The following is a 25,900-nucleotide window of genomic DNA, read 5'->3' on the forward strand; positions in this document are numbered from 1 at the left end:
TAATTTCCATTTCTTTAAAAAAATCACGAGAAAATCTATAAGCCGGATTCTGTACTTCCGAAGAAGCGCCTGTTATTTATCTACGTGTTACATTGCTGCAGCACTTGAGCTGATTACCCCTCGGTTTTCAGGACGAGCCGCCCCTATTTCCATTGCTGAAAAGAACCGATATACTTACCATTGCACCGCAAAGAGTTTACCTGGTTTCACTACAGCCGAACTGTACCTGCTTTCTGTTGCACTTGTCCTACCCTCACGGGTGACGGATGTTATCCGCTTTGCTGCTCTATGGTGTCCGGACTTTCCTACCTCCCGCAGAACGGGAAATCAACAAGCCGATTTTCTCGCGGAGGCAAAGATACGTAAATTTCGTGGTAAAAAGGCAAACGAGGAAATGGCTAAATACTTTTAACCTTATGCAAATAATAGAGATGGATAAATATCTTTCCTTTGCTTTTTAATGAAAAACAGGAACTACTTAGCCTTAGTTTTTTCACGATTTTGTATTATAATTTTCAACATATTACTACTTTATTATTATCTTCGTGCCATTATATATCTATGGATTCCAGAGAAAAAGAATTTGCGCAGCTTATCAAGGATAATCAGGGACTGATTATTAAAGTATCGCGTCTTTATACCAATTCTCTGGAGGATGAAGAGGACCTTTTCCAGGAAATCGTGTTACAGCTCTGGAGAAGTTATGATTCTTTTAAAGGAAATTCCAAAATTTCCACATGGATGTACCGTGTAGCGCTCAATACAGCCATTACTCTCTTTAGAAAAAAAAGCAAAAGTCTTCCTACCAACGAACTGGACATCAATCACAAAGATTTTGTAGAAGATGATGATGAAAAACAGCAGCAGGTATCACTTTTGTATACTGTAATCAAGACTCTTCCTAATGTGGAAAGAGCTATTGTCACGATGTACCTTGACGATCTGCCTTACAAGGATATTGCAGAAAACCTCGGAATCACTGAAGTCAATGCACGCGTGAAAATGAACAGATTAAAGAAAACCCTTAAAGAACAGATGGAAAAATATGCCTGAATTTGATTTAGATAGCTTTAAGAAAACCTGGCAGGAACAAGCTGTTCAGCCTAAATATGACAACAAGGAGATCCTCCAGATGTTGAATAGAAAGTCACGAAACTACATCAAGTATATTTTCTGGATCAGTGTCGTAGAATTACTGTTCTTTTCAGTCTTTGGATTGTTTTATTTTTTCCCGGAAGAGGAATCAGACAGTTTCCGTAAAATGCTGGAGAGATTAGGTGCCCAGGAAGCTCCTGAAGCAGAAAACAACTTCGGTTACGCTTATCTGGCAATAAAAGTTTTAAGCTTACTGATCACAGCTTATTTTGTACTGAAATTCTATCAGAACTACCGAAAAATAAAGATTGAGGAAAACCTGAAAGGACTGATCACCCGGATTATTAAATTCAAAACAACAGTTAATGCTTTTATCCTGATCAGCATTGTATTGCTGCTGATATTCACTTTTGTACTGATTGCTTTTATATTTTATATTTTAGATTCTCAAAATATACAGCCCAGCGGCTCCAATCTTACCATTATTATTGTTGGGATCGTTGTAAGCACATTGCTTGCAATCTCTATGATCTGGCTTTATTACAGGCTGGTATATGGTACTATTATTAAGAAACTTGACAAAAATCTTAAGCAGCTTAAAGAAATAGATGCTCAGGAAAATTAATATACATAAGCATAGTTCGGGATATAATTATTAATTTTATTCCACCAAATCTTAAACTATGCCCTTATCTTATGTGTATGGAACTTCTGAGGTTTCATTATTAGGACAGACCATCGGAGCCAATCTTAAAAGTACTGTCGAAAAATACCCCCATCAGGAAGCATTAGTCTGCGTTCATCAGAATTACAGAGCTACTTACCAGGAATTTTATAACCAGACAACGGCTGTTGCGAAAGCTTTATTGTTTTTAGGAGCAAAAGCAGGTGACAGAATCGGAGTCTGGTCTTCAAACCGTTATGAATGGGTGCTTTTACAGTATGCCACGGCGAGAATAGGAACTATTTTAGTGAATATCAATCCGGCTTACAGGACTCATGAGCTGACGTATGTACTTAATCAGTCTGAAGTACGTTTTATTTTTTCTGCTTTAAGTTTTAAAACCAGCAATTATAAAGAAATGGTGGAGTATGCAAAAGAGGTATGCCCCCCATTAGAGCATGAAATATTCTTTGATGAAAACTGGGAAGAATTTGTCAACAACGGACAGGAAATTTCAGACGAAATGCTTCATAGTTTTGAAGAACATGTACAGTTTGATGATCCCGTAAATATTCAATATACTTCCGGTACTACAGGTTTTCCGAAAGGCGTTACACTTTCCCATCATAATATCCTCAATAACGGTTATTTTATCGGTATCAGATTAAAATATACCGCGAAAGACCGTGTCTGCATTCCGGTACCTTTTTACCATTGTTTTGGGATGGTAATCGGAAATATATGCTGTATCGCTCATGGAGCCTGTATGGTAATCCCTAATGACAGTTTTGATCCGGAAATTACGTTAAAAGCTGTTTCGGACGAAAAATGTACTTCTTTGTATGGTGTCCCGACTATGTTTATTGCGGAGCTGGCCGTGAAAGATTTTGACACCCATGATTTTTCAAGCTTAAGAACCGGTGTTATGGCAGGTTCCGTTTGTCCTCCGGAAATAATGAAGAAAGTGGAAAGTCTTATGAATATTAAAGAAATGAGCATCTGCTACGGAATGACGGAAACATCACCTGTATCTACTCAAACTTTAATAGGAACACCATTGGAAAAACAGGTAAGCACTGTAGGAACCGTTCAGGACCATCTTGAGATAAAGATCATTGATGAAAATGGAAGAACCTTACCACGAGGAGAACATGGCGAACTTTGCACCAGAGGCTATTCCGTCATGCTGAAGTACTGGAATGATCCCGAAAACACTAAGAAAGTGCTGGATGATGCCCGCTGGATGCACACCGGCGATATGGCGGTAATGGACAAAGACGGCTATATTACCATTTCAGGAAGGATAAAAGATCTCATCATCCGTGGTGGAGAAAACATTTCTCCTAAAGAAATTGAAGATTTTTTATATACTTATACGAACATTCTGGATGTCCAGATTATTGGAGTTCCGAGTGAAAAATTCGGGGAAGAAGTGATGGCATGGGTAAAAGTGAGAAAAGGGTTTACGATCACCGCAGAAGAACTGCAGGAATACTGCAAAGGGAAAATTGCTCATTATAAAGTTCCTAAATACTGGAAATTTGTAGATGAATTCCCAATGACTATTTCCGGAAAGATAAGAAAAGTAGAGATGCGGGAGGTTTCCATGAGAGAACTTGGGCTGGAAAATGCAAAAAATCATAGCTAAAACTGTATTTTGTCAAAAAAAATAAATTTAATAGTATTTTTTTAAAAAAATTAGAGTTATTAAAACACAATATAGTGAAAAACACCAAAAACAAACGTTCTATCAAACTTTAAATTAAATATAAATTTTATATATATTTTTCGACATAAACCACAAATAACCATAAAATATAAATAAAAACAATCAATATAATAAATATTTTATTTCATTTTTTTCCTTATCAGGTGATTAATATGAAATAAAATAATATATTTACAAAAAGCTAAAGCATGAAAATTGTATCGGTACTAAGTGTTCTCTTACTTAGTATAAGTATTTATTCACAAAAAATATCCGGGAAGGTTGTTAATGAAAATAATGAGGTTGTTTCTTACTGCTCAGTAAGCTTGGAGAATGTAAATACAAGTACTATTACTGATATCAATGGTAATTATTCAATATACATCCCTGAAAATGCAAAAAAAAATGATTTTATCATTTTTGAATCCAATGGTTATGAAGATAAAAAGGTTACTATACAAGGAATAACCACAGATGCCAATATCAGATTAAGCAAAAAAAACAATGCTATTCAGGAAATTAATATAACCGGAAAAAAAACAAGGAAAGACGTTCTGGGGGCTAAAAGCAGGCCAATGCTCACTTTTTCTAAAATGTTTGACCAAAATGTTCCCACCATTGAACAGGGACAGATATTCAATATTTATAAGTGGACTAAACTTAACAGCTATAATTTTTACATTATTCCGAGCTCTAAATTCAAGGAAATTACTTTAAAGCTCAATATATACTCTGTAAAGAATAATTTACCGGATGAATCTCTCCTTCAGGAAAATATAATATTTAAAACCAATACTACCGGCTGGCAAACCATTGATCTTGAAAAAAATAAACTCATTTATAATGATCTGGACCAGCTGGCGATTACCTTACAGCTTGTTGAAAATGTGCCCCAGGATAATGTAGATTTTGTGTTTGGAATCTCTGCAAAAAAAACATTGTCTAATGACTTGTTGTTCCGTTATCAAAGTCAGGGGAAATGGGAAGCCAGCGGAGGGAGTTTTATCTCCAATATTGACATTAATTATATGAAGGATAAAAAGGAAATCGTTTCTAATACTGTAAGCCCAACAGAAAACAGCCCTGAGGATAAGATGCTGATGGATTATTATACAAATAAAGAGAAGGCTAAGAAAACGGTTTATGGAAAAAATAAATCCGGGAAATATATTGATCTCAAGAATGCTAAAATATATTATGAAGAATACGGAAGCGGAGAGCCGCTTGTCCTGCTTCATGGGAATAATGGCAGCATATCAGATTTTTATAACCAGATTCCTGATCTGGCAAAGCAATTCAAAGTGATTGTATTGGATACAAGAGGACAAGGAAGAAGCACAGATCTTTCCACAGATGATTATACCTATGAAGAATTTTCTGAGGATTTATTAGCCGTAACAAAAGAACTTAATCTCAACAGATTCAATATTGTAGGCTGGAGCGATGGCGGAATTACAGGTTTGCTATTTACCATTAATCATCCTGATTTAGTTAATAAACTGGTCGTTATTGGAGCAAATACAAATCCTGAAGGAATAGAGCCTAAAACCCTGGATACTTTTAAAAAACAGCTTGAAATAAAGGATGCCCCCAACCAAAGATTAATAAAACTAATGGTTCAGCACCCTCATATACAAACAGAACAGCTGAAGACAATTAAAAATCCTGTTTTGGTTATCGCAGGAAGCAATGATGTGATCAGGGAAGAACATACAAAATTGATCAATAGTAGTATTCCCAATTCAAAACTATTGATTGTTCCTGATGCCTCTCATTATGTTCCGTTTGAAAAACCAGACCTGCTCAATAAGTCAATCATCAACTTTTTAAAAATATAATTTAATTGATAATAAAGCGGAAACCGAAAAGCTAACGAGTAGGTACAAATTAAAATTTTTAAACCATGAGCAAAAAGCTTACAAAAAAGTTAACTCTTAAAAAAGAGAAGTTATCTCAATTAAACTCTGACGAGATGAAATCTGTAAAAGCAGGAAAAGAGCTGGTAACATCTGTTTTTGATTGTTCACACTGGACATGCACAGCAGGAAGCAGCAGATCTACAAACCTTTGCGTTTGTCCTGTATCGTAAATCAGAAACATTTTACAAAAAACTGTGGCTACTCCGTAAGGGGTAGCTGCTTTTAATAGCTCTATTATGGCAAATAAATTAAAAATAGGCCTTTTAGAATTTGGCATAAGAGAAAACTCGCTCAACAATTCTAAGAAATCATTATACGATATCATTGACTATGCTACAAGAGCGGATGAACTCGGTTTTTCCAGATTCTGGGTTACCGAAAACTATTTTTCAAAAGCACATGACATGGCCTGGTCTACTCCTGAAATGCTGATTCCCATTTTATTAGGATTAACAGAAAAAATAAAAATAGGAATAGCAGGAGTTATCTTACCCCTACAAAGTCCGTTCAGAGTGGCTCACAATTATAAACTGTTATCCAGTTTATATCCCAAAAGATTAGACCTAGGGTTCGTTAAGGGCCTTGTTGGTGAATATGATCTTCAGTATTTTAATGTGGATGTAGATAAAGAAAACTATTTTTCTTCATTTCTTCCCAAACTGGAATCTACCTTAAGCTTTCTGAGAGATGAAAGTGAATTTCTCAAAAAAGATTTAATTATCCCTCCTTACAAAGGAAATATTCCGGATGTATGGTATATGGGATCTTCACACTCAGGTTTAAAAGTAGCTTTAGAGCATGATCTTAATTTTGCAAGATCCATATTTCATGGAGAATCAAACAAAGATTATCTTAAAGAAGAATTACAAAACTTCAGAACAGAATACAAAGCAAAACATGGAAAAGAACCTTCAATGGTGCTTACTTTTTCAGGTTGCTGCCATAAAACAAAACAAAAGGCGATCAATGTTGCTAAAAAAAGTACCAACAATGATATAAGCAATATAAGCCTTGTAGGAGACGGAAGTTTCTTTCAGGAAAAACTGTTGGAATTTAAAGAGCTCTACGGATATAATGAATTCATGTTTAATAATATCTCAAGATCACACAAAGATTCCTTAACAGCCATTGAAATATTAAGCCAATATGTATAAAGATAAAATTGACTTCTTTTTGACCCAAATTTCAGAGAAATGTAATGAAGACAAAGGTGAAAATATTACATTCAGCCTGGGAAATGGGTATTACTCATTATTTTACAACAATGATGTTGAGATTGAAAAGATTGAAGAACTCATTGACATGGCTTCAGAAGCTTCTTATTCCTCATTTGCTACCGGCAGCTTAGCCATCATCTACTTCATGAGGCTTTTGCATAATGCCAATATTATTACGGATGAAGATATTGAAAGCATTGAAGAAGATTCTATTGAATTTTTCTTAGAACTGCTTTCTGCCGCTGCAGACAGGAAGGAATACGATTTATTTACAGGACTGATCGGCTTAGGAATCTATTTTCTTGAAATTAAAAAATTTGATGCTGCGGCCAAAATAGTGTCTCATATAGAGCATTTAAAACATGAAAGAAACCAATCCTTTTTCTGGATTGATCATATAGTAAAAGAAGACAATATCATCGACCTTGGTCTTGCTCACGGCCAGCCTTCTATCATCTCATTTTTAGCCGAATGCTATCATAAAGGCTGCGAGAAAGAAACGTGTGCAAAACTGATAAGAGGAAGTGTCAACTTTCTAAAGGAACTTTACGAAGAAAATAAAGATTCACAATTCATATTTCCTTCAAAACTTAATATCGCCACGGGAGAAAAGCAATTATCAGAAAGGCTGGCATGGTGCTATGGAGACTTAGGAGTTGCAATAAGCATCTGGAAAGCTTATACCGTTTTGAAGGAAGAGGATCTGAAAACAATGTGCCACTCCATTATTCTGAATGTATCAAAAGTAAAAGCAGACAAGTCCGGGGTTTTCTACAGTCAAAAAAATGAGTGTATAGACACAGGAATATGCCACGGGACATCAGGAATATCTCATATATTTAATAAATTCTACAGAATATTTCAAGATGAAGAACTGAAGGAAGCACATGATTACTGGATGTCCTTAACCCTAAACCAATTGGACAAAGGGGTAAAATTCCCTTATGACCTTAAGAATGACGAATGGGTAGAACACACAGGACTTTTGGAAGGTATTTCCGGAGTAGGAATGGTATTGCTGGATTATCAGTATCCCGATAAAGCCAGAGATTGGGACAAAATTTATTTAATGAACATAGGATGAAATACAACGATATAGAAAAACTGAACTTTTATCTGCTGAGAACACCACTTCTTCCACAGAAAAATATTGGTCAGTGGGAAGAGGACATCCATACAGAAAGCTTCCGTAATACCATTTATTTATCATCACCGGATTTATATGAACAGCTCATTCATTGGGACGAAAAAAAACTGTCCAAAGAAAAAGCTGATAGAATAAAAAAATCTCTATTGAAATATTGGCTGAGAACTCATTTCAGAACCATTCCTTTCGGCACCAATGCCGGCGTAAGTATGGGCGAATGGAGTGACAGCACTCATATTACCCTGGATAAAGATCAGGATAAAATATTTGCAAGACTGGATATGCAGCTTTTGCATGATATTACGGTAAAGCTGGAAGAGAATATGCACGTGAGAAAAGTTTGTAAATTCTATACCAACAACACAATTTACAGCACTAAAAATAAATACCGTTATATTGAGCCTACCATCAAGGATTCAGGGTTGAAGTATGAGATTATTTCTACTGAAAAAAACAAATATCTGAATTCAATTATAAAAGCCTGTCAGGACGGTTTAAAGCTGTCAGCAATCATAGAAATATTAGTTAATCAGGACATTTCTTATGAAGACAGTTTCGACTATATCAACGAATTGATAGATTCAAAAATTCTTGTCAGTGAACTTTCACCAAAAGTTACTGACAAGAATTTTCAGAATTTTATCTACCAGTTTTTAAAAGAACTGAAAATTCCTGCAGATGAAGAAAACAAAGAGGATGCAGAATTGATCCAGAGTTTGATTACCATCTTTGAAATTGTACAAAAAGCGAACAAAACCAATAACACATTTCTTGCTGTTGATCAGATTTCTGAAATATTAATCTCAATCGGGATTAAAAACCATAAAAAAAATATCCTTCAGACTGACTTATTGAAAGGAAAAACTTCCAATACGCTTGATAAGAATATTTTTAAAGACTTTAAAAAAGTACTTTCTACTGTTTTTCAGATTGGAGCGGCTGACACTATTGATTCTCTGGATAATTTTAAAAAGGAATTCACGGCAAGATATGATCAGCAGGAAATTCCGATACTATTAGCCCTTGATCCGTTATCAGGCATCAATTACCCTTTACATTCAGATAATGACAGCTCTAATCTCACCGATGGAATCCAGTTTAAATCTGAAAACACGACCAATATCATTCAGGGTTCCCTGAAATGGAATCAGTTTTTAGGAGAGAAATTAATTAATGCTCTGAAAAACAATGAAGATTTAATACAGATTACACAAGAAGATGTTAGCCCATTTTTAGAGGAGAATAAAAATATTCCTTTCTCAATGTCTTCATTGGTACATATCTATGAAGATCAGGAAGGACAGCCGGTTATTTTCCATAAATTCAGTGATGGCCCCTCATCTTCCACCTATTTGGGACGCTTTTGTCATATGGATGACCAATTGGAGGAATCCGTGAAAAATGCACTGTCTGAAGAAGAGTCTTTCTATGACGGGCAGATTATTGCTGAAGTGGTACACAATCCGCAGCCGAGAGTCGGGAATATTACGATCAGACCACATTTAAGAAAATATGAAATCCCAATCATTAACCGTCACAATGCAGATAGCGAACCCATCTACCTGAATGACCTTATGATTTCTGTGAAAAATGACAGAATTGTTCTTCGTTCCAAAAAATATAATAAAGAAGTTATTCCAAGTCTTTCGTCTGCGCATAATTATAACCTGCATAAAGTACCGATGTATCATTTTCTCTGTGATCTTCAGTACCAGCATACAACTCCTTCCTATAACTGGAACTGGGGCATGTTTGTTAATTATGAATATCTGCCCAGAATCATGATCAACAATGTGATACTTTCCAGAGCATCATGGTTATTGGATTATTCTAAAATTTTCAATGGCAAGAAGGCTTCCATTCAGGTTTTCAAAGAGTATTTAAAGGAGAAAAACATTCCGGAAATCTGTGTTTTCACAGAAAAAGACATGGAACTTCCCGTATTTACAAACAATGCGCTTTCTCTGGAAATTCTCTATGATCATTTATTAAAAGAAAAGCAGATAAGAGTGCTGGAAAATCTTTCCGGACAATACAAAACAGTGACTAAGGATGAGAACGGAAATCTACACAGTAATGAATTTCTTATTCCATGGCATAATTTCAGCAGCAAAAAGAAGGATAAGCTTACCCTTTTCCCTGTAAAAAATACAGTGGTTCGGAATTTTGTTCCCGGAAGTGAGTGGCTTTTCTATAAGATTTATTGCAGCACAAAGGTTTCAGATCAGATTATTAAAGACACCATCTATAAATTCGCCAATGGACTTGTAAAAAAAGGAATTATAAAAAAATGGTTCTTTATCCGTTACAGTGATCCGGATATGCATATCAGAGTAAGGTTTTTGACCACGTCACAAGATCATACCCTTTCCAGCCAGATTTATCAGTTACTTGACAAATATCTGACCAGAGAAATGATTATCCATAAAATTGTTCTGGATACCTACAACAGGGAGATTGAACGATATGGTGAAACTACAATAGATCAGATGGAAAGTATTTTTTACTTCGACAGTGAATGTGTCTGCCAGTTAATGAAAGAAGCTGAATACACAGAAACGCCCATCTGGAAAGCTGCCGTTGCAGGAATCAACCGTATTCTTGATGATTTCGGCTATAACATGACGGAAAAAAGGGACATCCTGCACCAGCTTGCCAATGGATACGGAAGCATGCTTGATGACCATTCTAAACAGACATTAAAAGATAAGTACAGAGATCACAGGCATCAAACCCTGGAACTTCTTGCAGGTACAGATGAGTTTTCTAAAATTCTGGATATAAGGTCTAAAAAAACAGCCCGCTACATTGCTGAAGTTAAGGAACTGCAGTCTCAGCAGATGGTAAAATCATTGGTGGTAAGCTATATTCATATGTTTATCAACAGAACGTTTGCTTCGAAACCGAATATCCATGAGTCTATTTTATACTATTTCTTACATAAAAGCTATGACTCACTATTGAATATTAAAAAACTGACGTAACATGACCAGAATCGCATTAATAAACTGTTATTTTGGCAAAAGCTGGCCTGAGTATTTCAATCATTTTTTATACAGCTGCAAATACAATCCGGATGTCGATTTTTTATTATTCACCAATCTGGAGGCACCTTTTCATTTACCGAATGTTCATTTTATAAAGATCAGTAATCTTGCTGAATTCAGTACAATAGCAAGCGAAAAACTGAACTTATCCATCAACATTCTGGATGGCTACAAACTGTGTGATTTTAAGCCTACTTATGGATTGATATTTCAGGAATATTTAAAAGAATATGAATTTTGGGGATATTGTGATATTGATATTATTTTCGGGAATATCCGGTATTTTATCACAGAGAAATTATTGAAAAAATATGATGTTATTTCACCCCACAAAAATTATCCTGCCGGCTTTTTCACCTTATTGAAAAACAATGAACAATGCATTAATCTATTCAAACAGAGTAAAGATTACGCCCATGTTCTGCAAAATACACGTCATTTCTGTTTTGATGAATGCAACTTTGAATTTAATCTTGTTCATACCAAAGATATTACAGATATCAAGACTGAAATTGAAAGTTTCACTCTTGTTGTTAGGAGGCTGGAACTTCAAAAAGAAATTAAATATTATCATAAAAATATTGTTCAGGAGTTCGTTTATTCCAATGTAACCCATCATTGGGTAGAAGGTAATATTTTCAATACCGTAACAGAAAAACAATACCTGCTGATTCACCTTATTAATCTTAAGGACAATCCGTATTTCTTTATAGATCCTTTTGAAGCAAAGGGCAATTTCTCAATTTCTCCACAGGGAATTCATTATAAATCTAACAAGATTTCTTACCCTTTAAAGAAAATCAGGAGAAAAATAGAGAAAAGAGTGACTAATGCCCGCTACAGATTTTTACTGCTGAAATCTAAGCTTCTCGCTTATACCCAGAAGCAGCATGTCAGTTTTCTGGAAGAACAGTCTTACAAAATCGGGAAAACCCATATTACCTTTTATCCGCAGGATAAGAACAAACTGATCATTATTAACGAAGGTGAAAACGCGCTTCATTATAATCAATTTTCTCTTTATAAACTTAAAGACAATCAATGGATAGGAGTAAGCAAAAAGAACATCAGCACTATTGATTTTCATTATAAAAACCAGGAAGATATTCCCTATAAAATAAGCATAAAGAGTATAAAGAACCGTATCACAGAGAATGCATACTATATCTATTAAAAACCGTCAGCATTTATGATTGCAAAATATGATTATTTACTGTCTTTCAACTTTTTGCTGAAGAAATTTGTACAGCAGCATAAAAAGGCAGGAAAAATAAAAGATTATCCTCTGCCGCTGGAAGATTATAACTTCTTTAGCTTTTACAATATACTACAGAATGATTTTGATATTGAAGCAATGGTGATAAGGCTTGATGAATGGGAAGATATTGAAGAAATCAGTTTCCCTGCTATTGCTTTCTTAAAGATCAATGGAGGAATTTTTGTATTGATGAATGATTATAAAGACGGAAAAGTATATTGGGAAAGCAAAGAATATGGAAAACAGATCAATACATTCAGTCTGTTCAAAAAGATAAGTGACAATGTATTCCTGATTTCTTAGAGATATCCAATCAGTTTAAATAAAAAAGGTGAATAGCTATCTATTCACCTTTTAGTATTATCTGTTAAAGTTCTTTTCTTAATCTTGCGACAGGAATATTGAGCTGTTCACGATATTTAGCAATCGTTCTTCGGGCAATATTATACCCCTGTTCTTTCAGAATGACCACTAATGCATCATCGGTAAGCGGTTTTCTTTTATTTTCTTTACTGATCACTTCCTGAAGGTGGGTTTTGATTTCTTTGGTAGAAACTTCCTCTCCATCGTCATTCGTTAAACTGTCTGAAAACAGGTCTTTAAGATAAATAATACCGTTAGGAGTATCGGCATATTTACTTTTTACCACCCTTGAAATCGTAGAGATATCAAATCCTGTAATATCAGCAACATCTTTTAAGATCATTGGTTTCAATGACTTTTCGTCTCCCGTGATAAAATAATCCTTCTGGAATTTTACAATAGCATTGATTGTCTGTAATAAAGTATTCTGACGCTGGTTAATTGCATCTATATACCATTTTGCAGCATCCAGCTTTTGTTTGATGAATAACGCAGCCTGCTTGTGTTCTGATGAATTTTTATCATGGGAATATGTTGTCAGAATGTCTTTATATTCTTCAGAAACCCTTAAAGTTGGTGCATTTTTACTGTTCAGCATAGGAATTACCTGGCCGTCTTTCACCTGAATCACAAAATCCGGGATAATTTCCTGATTGATGGTAATAGTCTGAGTGTCAAAATTTCCTCCAACTTTAGGAGATAATTTTGAGATTTCATCCAGGGCATCTTTCAGATCATCTTCTTCAATATCATATTTCTGAATGATCTTGTTATAGTGCTTATTTGTTAAAGCTTCAAACTGATGCCTCAAAATATTTGCTGCCAGAGAAACCGCTTTATCAGAGCTTACTTTCTTTTCAATCTGCAACAACAGGCACTCCTGGAGCCCTCTTGCTCCCACTCCGGGCGGATCCAGTTTCTGAACATAATTTTCAAGGATATCTTCAACCCTTTCTTTGGTGGTGTAAATTCCCTGTGAGAAAGCCAGATCATCAACAATAGATTTGATTTCTCTTCTCAGGTATCCGTCTGTATCTAAATTTCCGATAAGGTATTCTGCAATCTTCAGATCTTCATCACTGATATTCACCAGGTGAATCTGCTCTGTAAGATAATCATATAAGGACTGCCCTTCTGTTAAAAGACTCTCGTTATCAAATTCTTCATCATCCGGAGAGTAGTTGCTGGACGCGGTTTTATAGCTTGGCTCGTCGTCATAGATATATTCATTGACGTCGAAATCTGTTTCAATGCTTTCCGTACCCTCATCCTGATAAGCGTCTTCAAGAGAAGAATATTCATCTTCCTTAGAATCTTCTTTCGCAATTTCCAAAGCTGGGTTTTCTTCTAACTCTCTCTCCAACTCCTCTTCAAATTCAAGAGTATGAAGCTGAATAAGCTTCATCAACTGGATCTGCTGAGGGGCCAGCTTCTGTCCTAATTTGAGTTGTAAGTGTTGTTTAAGCATATTCTTTATTGGCGTTTTAACATAACATATTCTACGAATTTAATAAATTTATTTGATAAAAAACACATTTAGCATGATTTTTGCATTACTTATGCCGATATAATAAACTATTAGAGAATAAAAAAAGCCTTAACTTCTGATTAAGGCTTTTTTTATTGTTCTAGAATTCAGCGCTTTTCGGCGTCCTAGGGAAAGGAATTACATCTCTGATATTCGTCATTCCCGTTACGAAAAGAACTAATCTTTCCAATCCTAAACCAAAGCCTGCATGCGGCACAGAACCAAATTTTCTGGTATCAAGATACCACCAAAGCTCGTGCTCATCCACATGCATATCTGCCATTTTCTGCTTCAGAACGTCCAATCTGGCTTCTCTTTCAGATCCACCAATGATCTCACCGATACCAGGGAAAAGAACATCCATAGCAGCAACGGTTTTGTTGTCATCGTTCAGTTTCATATAGAAAGCTTTGATTTCCTTCGGATAGTCAAATAAAACAACCGGGCTTTCAAAATGTTTTTCAACAAGATATCTTTCATGCTCAGACTGAAGATCAGTTCCCCATTTTTCAACCGGGTAAGCAAATTTTCCTTTTTTATTTTCTTTAGAATTCAATAAGATTTCGATAGCTTCTGTGTAGCTTACACGTTTGAAACGCTTAGCCACAACATTCTGAAGTTTTTCGATAAGACCTTCTTTTGCTCTTTCTTTTTCTGGTTTTGTTTTTTGTTCTTCTTCAAAACGCTTGTCTAAGAAATCAAGATCATCTTTACAGTTATCCAATACGTACTGGATCACATATTTCAGGAAATCTTCCGCTAGGTCGATATTGTCTTCAAGATTGTTGAATGCCACTTCCGGCTCAATCATCCAGAACTCCGCAAGGTGTCTTGTGGTATTGGAATTTTCAGCACGGAAAGTAGGCCCGAAAGTGTAGATTCTTCCCAATCCCATGGCTGCAGTTTCTCCTTCCAATTGTCCTGAAACCGTAAGGTTTGTTTTTTTACCGAAGAAATCCTGTGCAAAATCAATTTCTCCTTCTTCCGTTTTCGGCATGTTGTTCAGGTCAAAGTTTGTTACTCCAAACATCTCACCTGCTCCTTCCGCATCTGCTCCTGTAATAACCGGTGTGTTGATATAGAAAAACTGGTTCTGGTTGAAGAACGAGTGAACGGCAAAGCTTACTGCATGACGCACTCTGAACACGGCTCCGAACAGGTTGGTTCTGAATCTTAAGTGTGCCTGCTCACGAAGCTTTTCCAGACTGTGTTTTTTAGGCTGAAGAATTGTACTCTGAAGTTCTTCTGTAAAGTTATCTCCTAAAATAATGATCTTTTTCGCAATGATTTCCACAGACTGTCCTGCTCCCTGGCTTTCCACCACTTCACCTACTACTTTCAGGGATGAAGCTGTACTGATATTCTTGATAATAGCTTCATCAAAATTTTCGAAATCAACAACTATCTGCAAATTATTAATCGTAGAACCATCATTAAGTGCAATAAAGCGATTAGCACGGAATGATCTTACCCATCCGTAAACTGTAATGTCATGATGTAATACTTTCTTGTAATCCTTCAGGATTTCTTTGATCGTTTGCTTTTTCATTTGTTGATGATAAATTTTTTATATAAAAATTAATGTCTGCAAAGTTACAAAAAAACAGCGCAACTTGATGGTTGCGCCGTCTTTAAAAATCATTTAACAAGCATTTAAACTTTCAGTTCAGAAAATTTACCTTTTGTCTGCTGCTGAGCCTTCTTCATTATCAAGGATACATTTCCACTCAATATTACCCTGAACCTCAATATAAATCCGAATTGACCCGGAGTAAACACACTACACTATCACTTTTAAAAAGAATAAAATTTTATTTTACTCTGAGCTTTCATGGAATTGGTTTTACTGAAATGGTTATTAGTTTTTAAGTGATACCTTATGGTAAACTACGGGTCACACCTCCATTTTAAACTATACTATACTTTTAAACTTTGTGGCGGATTCCCCGGATTTTATACTGTTTAATGATTTTTAAAATGATCACTACACTTTACATCTCTAAATTCTGAACAATTGCTTCATTCTTACATGTTGTTTTTTACTGGTTGTCTTTTCTCACTGTGACCAGTTTCGTTAATAATTTTGTTATACAATTCCTGATTGGGATTTTAATAAATCAACAGTCTGGAACTGTTATCTTGTACTGTGCACATACAAAATAAAAATATTGTGTTTTTACCTGAAGCAAAGATGCAGGAAGTGAAATAACGACACAAGGGAATGCTTTATAGATTCATAAATTTATATACCTAAAATCATGAATTTATAAACAACAATCACATGTAAATCAATAAATTAATCTATTTCGAAGACATATTTTCGATTTCTTTCAGATAGACAGAAAGAGGTGTTCCGGTTCGTTTTTTGAAGGCTAAAGTGAAGGCCTGTTCGTTATTATATCCTAATTCTTCAGCGATAAACGGAATCTTATAAGACCTGAATTTTCTGTCATTGGCCAGTCTGCTGATGGCATAATCTATACGGAGATCATTAAGATAGGTAGCAAAGTTTTTTCCTTTGTAGGTATTGATAATTTCCGACAGATATTTGGAGTTTGTTTTTATTTTTTTGGCAAGGCTTCCCAATGTAATTCCCTTATTCAAAAACTGGTCTTTGTTTTCAAATATTTCAAGTTCTTTTAAAATAGTCTGGGCAATATCTTCAGAAACCGTTCTGGATGTTCTGTCTTCAGAATTTCCTGTATTTTCTATCGGAAGAGGTTCAGAAAAGGTTTCTTTTTCTATTTGAGATTTATTTTCTTTTCCGAACCTTTTTTCATTAACAGACAGAATCAGGTCCTGCGCAATCTTTTTATAATTCTTTTCTGACTTTTTATATTTAAAATAAACGTTGATGAATAACAGGTGTGATATCAGCAGCAGACTGAGAACAATATAAAAAAGGTTCTTTCTCTTTTGGAGCTCATGGGTAACGGATTCTTTTTCCTGTACCAGTTTCGGTGCATTATATCTTCTCGGAAGCTCTCTGGAAATATACATAAATTGAGAATCCAGTACTTGATCCACTTTTAGAAATCGCTCTGTAAAGTAAAGTTGCTTTTCTTTGTCATTATTAGCTTTGTAGTGATCAATGAGATACTTATAGACATCTCTGAGTTCGGGAAAAACGCAATTTGTTTTCAGAACCATCGAGTCAATTTTCATAAAACATTCTATCGCTTTATCAGTTTGCTGAAGTCCGGCATAGGATTTCCCTAAGTTGACCAGCGTATAGTTTTCATTTCTCTTATTCGCATTTTCTGTGGTAAAGAAGAATTTTTTACATTCCAATAAATGATCAACAGCAAGCTGGTATTTTTTTGAATGCAAATGATAATATCCCATTAATCCCAATCCCTGATAATAAGCGTAATCATTTTTGTCTTTTTTGGCAATCTGCAGGCCTTCCTGAATCAATGCATAGGCAGAATCCATTTTATTGATTTCTATGTAAGCATCCGCTAGCTGAAGTCTGATATGATTCCGCTCATCCTCCGGTATATAAGCGGCATTGTACAGATAGTATCTGAATGTTCTGGCTGTTTCGTCATACATTCCGATATTGTTATTCAGGGAAGCAATACTGATATCTGCCATGGCCATCTGCCTTTTGTTGTCTTTTTCTTTTGCATATTTAAGACCCAGGATATAATTGTCCAGTGCTGCCTGAAGATTACCTGCATTGAAATAAAGATTTCCTCTTAAGAGATAAGTTCTGGCCGGATAGATATTTTCTTTAGAATTTTTGGTAATATGCTGTAAGCTGTCGAGATATTGTAATGCATTGGGTAAGCTTTCGACAAAATGAGACATGACATATCCTTCAGCAATCCGAACGGCATTTTTGTCAGATTTTGCCTTTTTAAGATAATTATCTGCAATACTTTTACTGTTCACATTTCCGGCACGGCTGCTGTAGAATTCTTTCTCCAATGCCTCATAGGTCTTTTTTTCCGGAGTATTTTTTTCTATATTATTGGGCTGTGCATAAGAAAGCACATTTCCAATAATCAATAACAGCAGTAAATATTTTATTTTCATCATTCATCATGGCTATATTACAAAAATATTATTTTTCTTCAGTAGATGTACCAATCCTTTTATTTTTTTCTGTGGATGGGAATAATTTGATTACAATTAATGTTGATTATGTCCGTTTCAAGTTTTATGTCTGGAGGAATTTGCTGAATCACGATCAATTCTTAAGCCTGTTTCATGAGTTTACAATAGAATATAATTCTGGAAAAAACTAATTTTCAGATCTATGTGAATGATTTAGTCATTTTAAACAACGCTATTTTATTTAAAAATCAAGAGCAGTGTTCTTTTTTTGTACCTTTCAGCATGTTCGGATATATGATGACCAATGATAAAATGACATGTGAAGATTCTCTGAGCTATTTTGAGCATCAGATCAAGAATTCCAGATCACTGAATGAATCCGGAAACCGCGAAAGGAAAATGTTTTTTAATAAAATGTATGAACAGATTGACCGGTTAAAACACAATTTATCATGAATACGCTTCGTAACGGCGAATATTTTGGAGACACCAATCAATTAGTCAATTTAGAAGGATTGACCATCACCGACACGGAGTATACGCATCCTTATGTAGACTGGCATTATCATGAAAATGCATATTTCACTTTTCTTCTGCAAGGCAATATGACAGAAGGAAACAGAAAAGAAACGTATGATTGCTCTGCGGGAACATTATTGTATCATCATTGGGAAGATCCGCATTACAATATTAAACCGAATGTTTTTACAAGAGGTTTTCACATCGAACTTTCGCAAAGCTGGTTTGACCGGTTTGATATTCAGAAAAATAAAGTGGAAGGCAGTTTTAATATACAAGATCCCACTTTAAAACTACTGATTTATCAGATGTTCAAGGAAGCCAAAACCAATGAGTTATCTTTTGAAATAGCTGTCAATCAGTTATTATTACATCTTTTCAGTCAATTAACCCATCAGAAGGAAAGTATAGAAAGAAAACCTTTGTGGGTAGGTCAGATCAGTGAAATTTTGCATGAAAGTTTTACGGAGAGTCTCAGCCTTACGGAACTTTCCAAAACACTGAACATCCACCCTATTCATCTCAGCAGAGATTTTCATAAATATTTCCATTGTAATTTGGGTGAATACCTAAGAAAATTAAAACTCAACAAATCTCTTGAGCTTCTCACTTTATCCTGTTCTTTAACGGATATCGCTTTGGAATGCGGTTTTTCAGATCAGAGTCATTTCATCCGTTGTTTCAAAGAAAATATAGGAATTACGCCTCTGAAATACAGGAAGCTTTTGAAAAATCATTAGAATCTGGCCGAATTCAGAAAGACTGTCCTGAAAGTCAAATTATTCCACTTTTGTAATCGTGACGAACGAAGAATCTTATTACTTATCAATTGTTTGAGATTCTTCATTACATTTCACTCCATTCAGAATGACACTCCTGAAATAATACCATTCACGATTTGGATACATCATTCCCCGATTTGGATACATTTCCCCTTTCGTAAGTTTCCATCTTTGTACCATCATTTAAACAAAAAAATATTTAAAAATGGAAACAAAAAAAGTATGGTTCGTGACAGGAGCTTCAAAAGGCTTAGGATTCGAGTTGGTAAAAAAATTACTGTCCGAGGGATTTCAGGTTGCTGCTACAAGCCGTACCGTTGAATCCCTGATCTCTACCATCGGAGAAACTTCGGAAGACTTCCTTCCGCTCAGCGTCAACATTACAGATAATAACGACATTAAATCTGCCATCGCAAAAACAGTGAAACATTTCGGACGAATTGATGTAGTGGTCAACAATGCAGGTTATGGCCAAATCGGAACGCTGGAAGAACTTACCGATGAAGAAGCAAGAGAAAATTATGCGGTGAACGTTTTCGGAACGTTGAATGTGATCAGAAACGCCATGCCATATCTTCGTGAGCAAAGATCCGGACACATCTTCAATATTTCTTCTGTTGGCGGATATTCAGCCAATTTTCCAGGCTGGGGAATCTACTGTTCTACAAAATTTGCTGTTGCCGGATTTACAGAAGCACTGGCTGAAGAAGTAAAAGATTTCGGAGTGCATGCTACCGTTGTTTATCCGGGATATTTCCGTACAGATTTTTTAACTAAAGATTCGGTGAAAACACCTTCCAATCCTATTCAGGCTTATGAAGCCGCAAGAAATTCTGAACAGGCACACCTTAATGAAATCAATGGAAATCAACCTAATGACCCTGAAAAAGCAGCTGATGTTCTGATTCAGATCAGTAAAGAGAAAAATCCACCAGTTCATTTTGGACTGCCCCCAAAAAGTTAGACGCTTTTTAGGGGCATTTTTATGTATAAGAAAGAAAAATTTAGTATTGATTTCAAATTGGAATGTATTGAACTTCATTTAGGTTCCCATCGTTCCATAAAATCAATTGCATTAGAAAAGAGTTTTAATGAATCTAATCTTCGCAAATGGCTTGGATTTTATAACAAGTACGGAATCTCAGGACTACAACCTAGAAAAAACAGAAGCTACTCCCTGGATTTCAAGATTAAAGTTTTAAAAGCCATCGAAACAGAAGGTATCTCACAAAGGGAAGCATGTATCCGATTCGATATCGCAGCTCAGTCTACAGTATTGAGCTGGCAGAGGGATTACGAAAAAAGTGGTATTTTAGGGTTAAAGAATACCCCCAAAGGAAGACCCAGGATTATGAGTGATTACAAACGTAAGAAAAGAAAGTCGGATAAGCCATTGACCAGAGAAGAAGAACTTTTACTGGAAAATGAAAGACTGCGAGCTGAAATTGATTTTCTAAAAAAGTTAGACGCCTTAACTCTCAAAAAGAACAAGCAGAGGCCATCGAAGGATTAAGGCGAAAATATGACCTGTCGCTCCTGCTGGATTGTACAGGTATGGCCAGAAGCAGTTTCTATTACCATCAGAAAGCTCTTGATAAAAAGGATAAATATGGAGAAGTAAAAACTTTGATAAAACAAATTTATCATAGGCATAAGGGTCGGTTTGGATATCGTCGTATTACCTTGATTATGAATCAACAAGGAATTGTAATTAATCATAAAACGGTCTTAAGACTGATGAAGACCCTGGGATTGAAAAGTATCGTTAGGGTTAAAAAATACAAATCTTACCGGGGAGAGCAAGGCAGGATAGCGCCAAATATTCTGAAGAGGAACTTTAAGGCAGATCAGCCAAACAGAAAATGGGCCACTGATGTGACAGAATTTAATGTCTCGGGCAGTAAATTGTACCTTTCGCCGATAATTGACCTTTACAATGGCGAGATTATCAGTTACGATCTCTCGGAAAGACCTGTCTTTACGCAGGTTGTGAATATGCTCAAAAAAGGGCTCAGAAAAATTAAGAATACTGAAAACCTCATCATCCACTCTGATCAAGGCTGGCAATATCAGATGAAGGCCTATCAGCAGCTGTTAAAAGAAAAAGGCATTATCCAAAGTATGTCCCGCAAAGGAAACTGCCTGGATAATGCGGTAATAGAAAACTTCTTTGGAACTTTAAAATCTGAAATGTTCTATACTAAGAAATTTAAAACCATTGATGAGCTCAAAAAAGAAATAAAGAAGTATATCAATTACTACAATAACGACAGGATAAGACTTAATCTAAAAGGAAAGAGCCCGGTACAGTACCGAACTCTTTCATATAATAATATTGTTTAATTTTGTCTAAACTTTTGGGTGCAGTCTATTTGCTATTGGGTGTAGGAACGGTGGAATTTCTGAATAATAAGATTGATATTTTAAAGAAAGACGCTGAGAAATGGGAAAGTCTTACTGTTTCTACGGCGATTTAATTTGATACTATCCTTTGACTCCGCTCAGGATGACATGCCTACTACTCCATGTTTAATTTATATACATGAACTAAATATAAAGTTTTTAGAGAAGTCAGCCTGATCAGAGTCGAAGACTTTTTAAATCAATGTGTTATACTTTTTGTAAAAACAACTAATTTAGCTTTTATGAAACAGCCCGTTCGTTTTAATTCTATTTCAGATTTTCATGCCTTCTGCAGCCTGCCCAATCCTGAGCATCCGCTGATCAGCCTGATAGATTACAGCAAAGTCCGGTATGTTGTAGAAAATGAAGAATTGAAATGGATCCAGAATTTTTACTCCATTGGCCTGAAAAAGAATGTCAGCCCAAAGTTTAATTATGGCCGGCAGCAGTATGATTTCGATTCAGGGGTATTGTGTTTTGTTTCACCCCAACAGTATTTAAGTCTCGAAATCAATCCGGATGTAGAAGTAGAGCCTACCGGATTTTTATTGCTGATTCACCCTGATTTTCTGTGGAATACTTCATTAACCCGAAAGATAAAATCGTATGATTTTTTCAGTTATCAGGTGAAAGAGGCGCTTTTCCTTTCTGATAAAGAAGAGAAAATTCTTGTTGATATTTTTAAAAATATTGAACGGGAATATCAGACCAATACTGACAGATTCACACAGGAGCTGATCATTGCCCAGATTGAATTATTACTGGTTTACTCTGACCGTTTTTATGAACGTCAGTTTTTCACCAGAAAAAAGTTTAGTCATGAATTGCTGTATAAATTTGAGGACATCCTTTCCCAATATTTTGAAAGTGGAAATCTTCTTGAAAACGGCATTCCATCGGTAAAAACTATTGCCGAACAGATGAATATTTCTCCCAATTATCTGGGAACACTTTTACGGCTTCATACCCAGCAAAACACCCAGCAGCATATTCAGAATAAATTAATTGATGTGGCCAAGGAACGTCTGAGCACCACGAGCTTATCTGTGAGTGAAATTGCTTATGAACTGGGATTTGAACATCCGCAGTCTTTCAACAAACTCTTTAAACAGAAAACCAATCAGTCACCAGGAGAATTCAGAAAACTTTTCAATTAAGATACGTTTTGAAATGATTTATTAAAATAAAAGATGATGTTAATTTCATTCTATTTTCCTCGAGAGAAGTTTATTATTTTTGCTTAAATACCTCTTGAGATGAAATCTATCCTATTATTGATCTTTATTTGTATCTTTTATTTGTATCAGGGGCAAAGTAAAAATATCATCGATGCCGAGAAAACTGAGAATCCAATTCAGAAAAAATATTCCGGGAAAATTGTTTTTCTAACCCAAAATACAGCGTTGGAAAATTTGAAAGATTCAGACTTTCTCAGTTCTTCGGTATTTCAGGAAAACGGAGATCTTGGGATTCATGCTTTCTTTGACAATTCTCTGGTCAACGATCTTCATCAGCTTGAACCCAGCTGGACTGCTGATGAATTGATTAAAAAAGGAAATTATCAATTTTCATTTTATGTAGACGGAAAGCTGATCTATAAAGAAAATCTTAATACGGGAGCAGGCACTCCGGACCAAAAAAAATTCAAAACTACATTACGGATTCCTCTTCTCAGCAGTAAGAATGAAGATTCATGGGGAAGGTATTTATGGATGCGTTTTTATATGGCTCATGACGGAATTGATGCACTTACAGCTGGACATCACATTTTAAAAATTGAAATCCGGCCTTATCTCAATACTTCCACAATTAAAACAGGGCCTGTCATTGCAGAAGGACAAATCAATCTTACGGTTCCTGCTCAAAATATTACAGAGCAGCAAATCGCCATTCAGCCCATCCAGTCCAATAGCGGATGGAAGGTTTCTCAGGAAAAAATCAATACAGAAACCATCAGAAATCTGAATAAGAAAATTGCAGAAAACAGGTTTAAAAATATTACCGGAATTGTGATGATAAAAGATGGAAAACTTCTTCTTGAAGAATATTTCAACGGATCCGGAAGAGATTCTTTACAAGACACGCGATCAGTAGGAAAATCTTTTTCTTCAGCTTTAACGGGGATTGCCATCAAAGAAGGATATTTAAAAAACGAAAACCAGAAACTGAGTGAATTTTATGATCTGAAGCAGTTTAAAAATTATTCTGCTCAAAAAGATAATGTCACCATAAAAAACTTACTGACTATGAGCTCAGGATTTGACGGGAACGATGAGGATTCTGAATCTCCCGGAAATGAGGAAAATATGTACCCGACCGAAAACTGGATCAAGTTTATATTGGATCTGCCCATGACAGAGAATACAATAGGGAAAAACTGGAGTTATTTCACTGCCGGAGTTGTATTAACCGGAGATATTCTGGATAAAAAAGTTCCACAGGGTTTGGAGAAATATGCCGATCAAAAACTATTTCATCCTCTTGGAATTACCAACTTCAAATGGCAGTTTACACCACAGCAAAAGCCTTCCCTGGCAGGGGGATTACGGATGAAAGCGCTTGATTTTGCAAAATTCGGGCAGCTCTATAAAAATAACGGCATATGGGATGGAAAAACTATATTGACCCGGGACTGGATTAAGAAATCTTTCACCAGCTATTTCACAGATAACCCTGATTTTGAAGGATATGGATATTTATTCTGGAGAAAGGTTTATACGGTGGGAAACAACCGTTATGAAGCTTTCCAATCCAGTGGAAATGGAGGAAACAAAATCATTATCTTCACCGAAATACCAGTTGTCATAGTGATTACAGCACAAGCTTACAATAAACCTTATGCACACCAGCAATCTGAAAAAATAGTACAGGATTATCTTTTACCAGCCTTGAGTATGAGTAATGAATAATCAGTAATGAGTAATGTAGAAAAATGAGAAAGGATAGTAATTGCTTATTGCTTATTGCAAAAATTATTCGTCTTTCTTGGATGGAACAAGGAATACATCAATAAGACCTTCAGGAAGTTCCATTTTGATTATTCTTTCTTCCCTGTCAACTTCAAGAATCCAGTCTTTGATCATAGGAATAACCACTTCTTTTCCATCCAGGTTGGTAATGAAATACACCTGTGCCGTCTGATCGTTTACGGATCTGATCACTCCACAGTTGTTATCATGTTGGTCAAAAATTTCAAATCCGATGATTTCGTGGTAATAAAATTGTTTTCCTGAAAGTTTTGGCAGAGAAGCAAGCGGAAGGTAAACACTTTTACCCAGCACCTGGTCTATCATAGCCTCGGAAGAGTTTTTGAATGCAAGATTCAGAGCATCAAGTTTGCTCCATGATGATTTTTCAATAAAAAATGGAACCAATAACCCGTTGATTTCAACGAATATTGATTCCAATTTATTGTAAAGCTCGGGTTGATCGGTATCCAATTTAAGGATTACGTTACCCGCAAGTCCGTGTCTGCGTGTGATTTTTCCTAAAAAATAGCAATCTTCTTTACGCATAACAGGGTTTGTTCTTAAGCTTCAGTGTTTTCTTCAGTTTCAGCAGCAGGAGCTTCTCCTTCTGCAGCTTCAGCAACAACTTCTTCAGCAGGTGCATTTGCAGCTTCTTCAGCAGCTTTAGCATCAGCTTCTACTTGTGCAGCAGCAGCAATTCTAGCTTCGTTTACTTTTACTTCAGCATCTAGAGCAGCTTTCTTAGCATCAGCTTTAGCAGTTGCCAAACCGTCTACTTTACCTTGTACTTTAGAATCTTTAGCTTCTACCCAAGCATTGAATCTTTTTTCAGCTTCAGCTTCGTCAAAAGCACCTTTAGCTACACCACCTTGTAAGTGTTTTTTGTAAAGAGCACCTTTGTAAGATAAAATAGCTCTAGCAGTATCAGTAGGCTGAGCACCGTTGTTTAACCACTGTACAGCAGAATCAACGTTCAATTCGATAGTTGCCGGGTTAGTAATTGGGTTGTAAGTTCCTAGTTTCTCGATGAATCTACCATCTCTTCTCGCTCTAGAATCTGCAACCACGATGTGGAAAAAAGGCTTTCCTTTTTTACCGTGTCTTTGTAATCTGATTTTTACTGACATAATGTTTGAATTTTATGGGAACTCGTCCCAGTTAAATATTTAAGAGTGCAAAGATACACAAAAATTCTAATTGAACAATTAATAAATATAAC

23 protein-coding genes and 1 other RNA gene are annotated in these 25,900 nt (G+C 35.6%); 17 read left to right on the top strand and 7 right to left on the bottom strand.

The window, feature by feature from the left end:
* Window positions 1-22: 22 nt before the first annotated feature.
* Window positions 23-347, bottom strand: an RNA gene (gene rnpB, locus ACP3T3_RS10050) — RNase P RNA component class A.
* A gap of 214 nt (window positions 348-561) precedes the next feature.
* Here rnpB and ACP3T3_RS10055 point away from each other — a divergent pair.
* From ACP3T3_RS10055 to ACP3T3_RS10100, 10 genes are all read left to right on the top strand, one after another.
* A complete protein-coding gene (locus ACP3T3_RS10055) occupies window positions 562-1,053 on the top strand; it encodes an RNA polymerase sigma factor (RefSeq protein ID WP_103231657.1) in 492 nt (163 codons plus the stop codon).
* The gene (locus tag ACP3T3_RS10060) at window positions 1,046-1,720 is read left to right on the top strand and encodes a beta-carotene 15,15'-monooxygenase (RefSeq protein ID WP_426479737.1); all 675 of its coding nucleotides are present in this window, start codon (window positions 1,046-1,048) and stop codon (window positions 1,718-1,720) included. Before ACP3T3_RS10055 ends, ACP3T3_RS10060 begins: the two co-directional genes overlap by 8 nt.
* A 58-nt stretch (window positions 1,721-1,778) precedes the next feature.
* On the top strand, window positions 1,779-3,407 hold the full coding sequence (locus ACP3T3_RS10065) for an AMP-binding protein (protein WP_426479738.1): 1,629 nt from the start codon (window positions 1,779-1,781) through the stop codon (window positions 3,405-3,407).
* Window positions 3,408-3,676: 269 nt separating this feature from the next.
* Entirely contained in the window at window positions 3,677-5,305 is a 1,629-nt protein-coding gene (locus ACP3T3_RS10070; RefSeq protein ID WP_426479739.1) for an alpha/beta fold hydrolase, read from the top strand.
* A gap of 65 nt (window positions 5,306-5,370) precedes the next feature.
* Complete coding sequence (locus ACP3T3_RS10075; protein WP_193544291.1) at window positions 5,371-5,556, top strand: class I lanthipeptide; 186 nt, start codon at window positions 5,371-5,373, stop codon at window positions 5,554-5,556.
* 66 nt (window positions 5,557-5,622) lie between these two features.
* Window positions 5,623-6,540, top strand: a complete 918-nt coding sequence (locus ACP3T3_RS10080; RefSeq protein WP_426479740.1) for an LLM class flavin-dependent oxidoreductase — start codon at window positions 5,623-5,625, stop codon at window positions 6,538-6,540.
* A complete protein-coding gene (locus ACP3T3_RS10085; protein WP_426479741.1) occupies window positions 6,533-7,687 on the top strand; it encodes a lanthionine synthetase LanC family protein in 1,155 nt (384 codons plus the stop codon). The genes ACP3T3_RS10080 and ACP3T3_RS10085 overlap by 8 nt, the downstream gene beginning before the upstream one ends.
* On the top strand, window positions 7,684-10,734 hold the full coding sequence (locus ACP3T3_RS10090; protein WP_426479742.1) for a lantibiotic dehydratase: 3,051 nt from the start codon (window positions 7,684-7,686) through the stop codon (window positions 10,732-10,734). The genes ACP3T3_RS10085 and ACP3T3_RS10090 overlap by 4 nt, the downstream gene beginning before the upstream one ends.
* Window position 10,735: 1 nt before the next feature.
* Window positions 10,736-11,971 (top strand): DUF6625 family protein, encoded by a 1,236-nt coding sequence (locus ACP3T3_RS10095; protein ID WP_426479743.1) that lies wholly within the window; start codon window positions 10,736-10,738, stop codon window positions 11,969-11,971.
* A 15-nt stretch (window positions 11,972-11,986) separates the two neighbouring features.
* Window positions 11,987-12,358 (top strand): hypothetical protein, encoded by a 372-nt coding sequence (locus ACP3T3_RS10100; protein WP_426479744.1) that lies wholly within the window; start codon window positions 11,987-11,989, stop codon window positions 12,356-12,358.
* Between the two features lie 64 nt (window positions 12,359-12,422).
* Here the strand turns inward: ACP3T3_RS10100 and rpoN are convergent, their stop codons facing one another.
* The 3 genes from rpoN to ACP3T3_RS10115 all read right to left on the bottom strand — a co-directional run bounded on the left by rpoN (window position 12,423) and on the right by ACP3T3_RS10115 (window position 17,990).
* On the bottom strand, window positions 12,423-13,886 hold the full coding sequence (gene rpoN / locus ACP3T3_RS10105; RefSeq protein ID WP_426479745.1) for an RNA polymerase factor sigma-54: 1,464 nt from the start codon (window positions 13,884-13,886) through the stop codon (window positions 12,423-12,425).
* A gap of 160 nt (window positions 13,887-14,046) precedes the next feature.
* Window positions 14,047-15,495, bottom strand: coding sequence for an asparagine--tRNA ligase (gene asnS / locus ACP3T3_RS10110; RefSeq protein WP_426479746.1), 1,449 nt, complete (start codon window positions 15,493-15,495; stop codon window positions 14,047-14,049).
* A 752-nt stretch (window positions 15,496-16,247) separates the two neighbouring features.
* The gene (locus tag ACP3T3_RS10115) at window positions 16,248-17,990 is read right to left on the bottom strand and encodes a helix-turn-helix domain-containing protein (protein ID WP_426479747.1); all 1,743 of its coding nucleotides are present in this window, start codon (window positions 17,988-17,990) and stop codon (window positions 16,248-16,250) included.
* Window positions 17,991-18,460: 470 nt separating this feature from the next.
* Between ACP3T3_RS10115 and ACP3T3_RS10120 the strand changes: the two genes are divergently transcribed.
* On the top strand, window positions 18,461-19,267 hold the full coding sequence (locus ACP3T3_RS10120) for a helix-turn-helix transcriptional regulator (RefSeq protein WP_426479748.1): 807 nt from the start codon (window positions 18,461-18,463) through the stop codon (window positions 19,265-19,267).
* A 78-nt stretch (window positions 19,268-19,345) separates the two neighbouring features.
* On the opposite strand, the gene ACP3T3_RS10125 is transcribed toward ACP3T3_RS10120, so the two are convergent.
* A complete protein-coding gene (locus tag ACP3T3_RS10125; protein ID WP_426479749.1) occupies window positions 19,346-19,492 on the bottom strand; it encodes a hypothetical protein in 147 nt (48 codons plus the stop codon).
* 22 nt (window positions 19,493-19,514) lie between these two features.
* On the opposite strand from ACP3T3_RS10125, the gene ACP3T3_RS10130 reads away from it, so the two are divergent.
* From ACP3T3_RS10130 to ACP3T3_RS10155, 6 genes are all read left to right on the top strand, one after another.
* Window positions 19,515-20,273 carry an SDR family oxidoreductase gene (locus tag ACP3T3_RS10130; RefSeq protein WP_426479750.1) on the top strand — a complete coding sequence of 253 codons (759 nt, stop codon included), beginning with the start codon at window positions 19,515-19,517 and terminating at the stop codon, window positions 20,271-20,273.
* A 21-nt stretch (window positions 20,274-20,294) separates the two neighbouring features.
* Window positions 20,295-20,822, top strand: coding sequence for a helix-turn-helix domain-containing protein (locus ACP3T3_RS10135; protein WP_426477658.1), 528 nt, complete (start codon window positions 20,295-20,297; stop codon window positions 20,820-20,822).
* Window positions 20,810-21,652 (top strand): IS3 family transposase, encoded by an 843-nt coding sequence (locus tag ACP3T3_RS10140; RefSeq protein WP_426479963.1) that lies wholly within the window; start codon window positions 20,810-20,812, stop codon window positions 21,650-21,652. Before ACP3T3_RS10135 ends, ACP3T3_RS10140 begins: the two co-directional genes overlap by 13 nt.
* A gap of 2 nt (window positions 21,653-21,654) precedes the next feature.
* A complete protein-coding gene (locus tag ACP3T3_RS10145; protein ID WP_426479751.1) occupies window positions 21,655-21,786 on the top strand; it encodes a hypothetical protein in 132 nt (43 codons plus the stop codon).
* A 168-nt stretch (window positions 21,787-21,954) separates the two neighbouring features.
* Window positions 21,955-22,869 (top strand): helix-turn-helix domain-containing protein, encoded by a 915-nt coding sequence (locus tag ACP3T3_RS10150; RefSeq protein WP_426479752.1) that lies wholly within the window; start codon window positions 21,955-21,957, stop codon window positions 22,867-22,869.
* A gap of 99 nt (window positions 22,870-22,968) precedes the next feature.
* Window positions 22,969-24,621 (top strand): serine hydrolase domain-containing protein, encoded by a 1,653-nt coding sequence (locus ACP3T3_RS10155; RefSeq protein ID WP_426479753.1) that lies wholly within the window; start codon window positions 22,969-22,971, stop codon window positions 24,619-24,621.
* A 63-nt stretch (window positions 24,622-24,684) separates the two neighbouring features.
* Here the strand turns inward: ACP3T3_RS10155 and rimM are convergent, their stop codons facing one another.
* Both rimM and ACP3T3_RS10165 read right to left on the bottom strand, forming a co-directional pair.
* Entirely contained in the window at window positions 24,685-25,227 is a 543-nt protein-coding gene (gene rimM / locus ACP3T3_RS10160) for a ribosome maturation factor RimM (RefSeq protein WP_426479754.1), read from the bottom strand.
* A gap of 14 nt (window positions 25,228-25,241) precedes the next feature.
* Window positions 25,242-25,808: a 30S ribosomal protein S16 gene (locus ACP3T3_RS10165; RefSeq protein WP_426479755.1), complete on the bottom strand. Its 567-nt coding sequence runs from the start codon at window positions 25,806-25,808 to the stop codon at window positions 25,242-25,244.
* Window positions 25,809-25,900 lie beyond the last annotated feature (92 nt).

The organism is Chryseobacterium sp. CBSDS_008, assembly GCF_049959325.1.
Classification (GTDB): Bacteria; Bacteroidota; Bacteroidia; order Flavobacteriales; family Weeksellaceae; genus Chryseobacterium.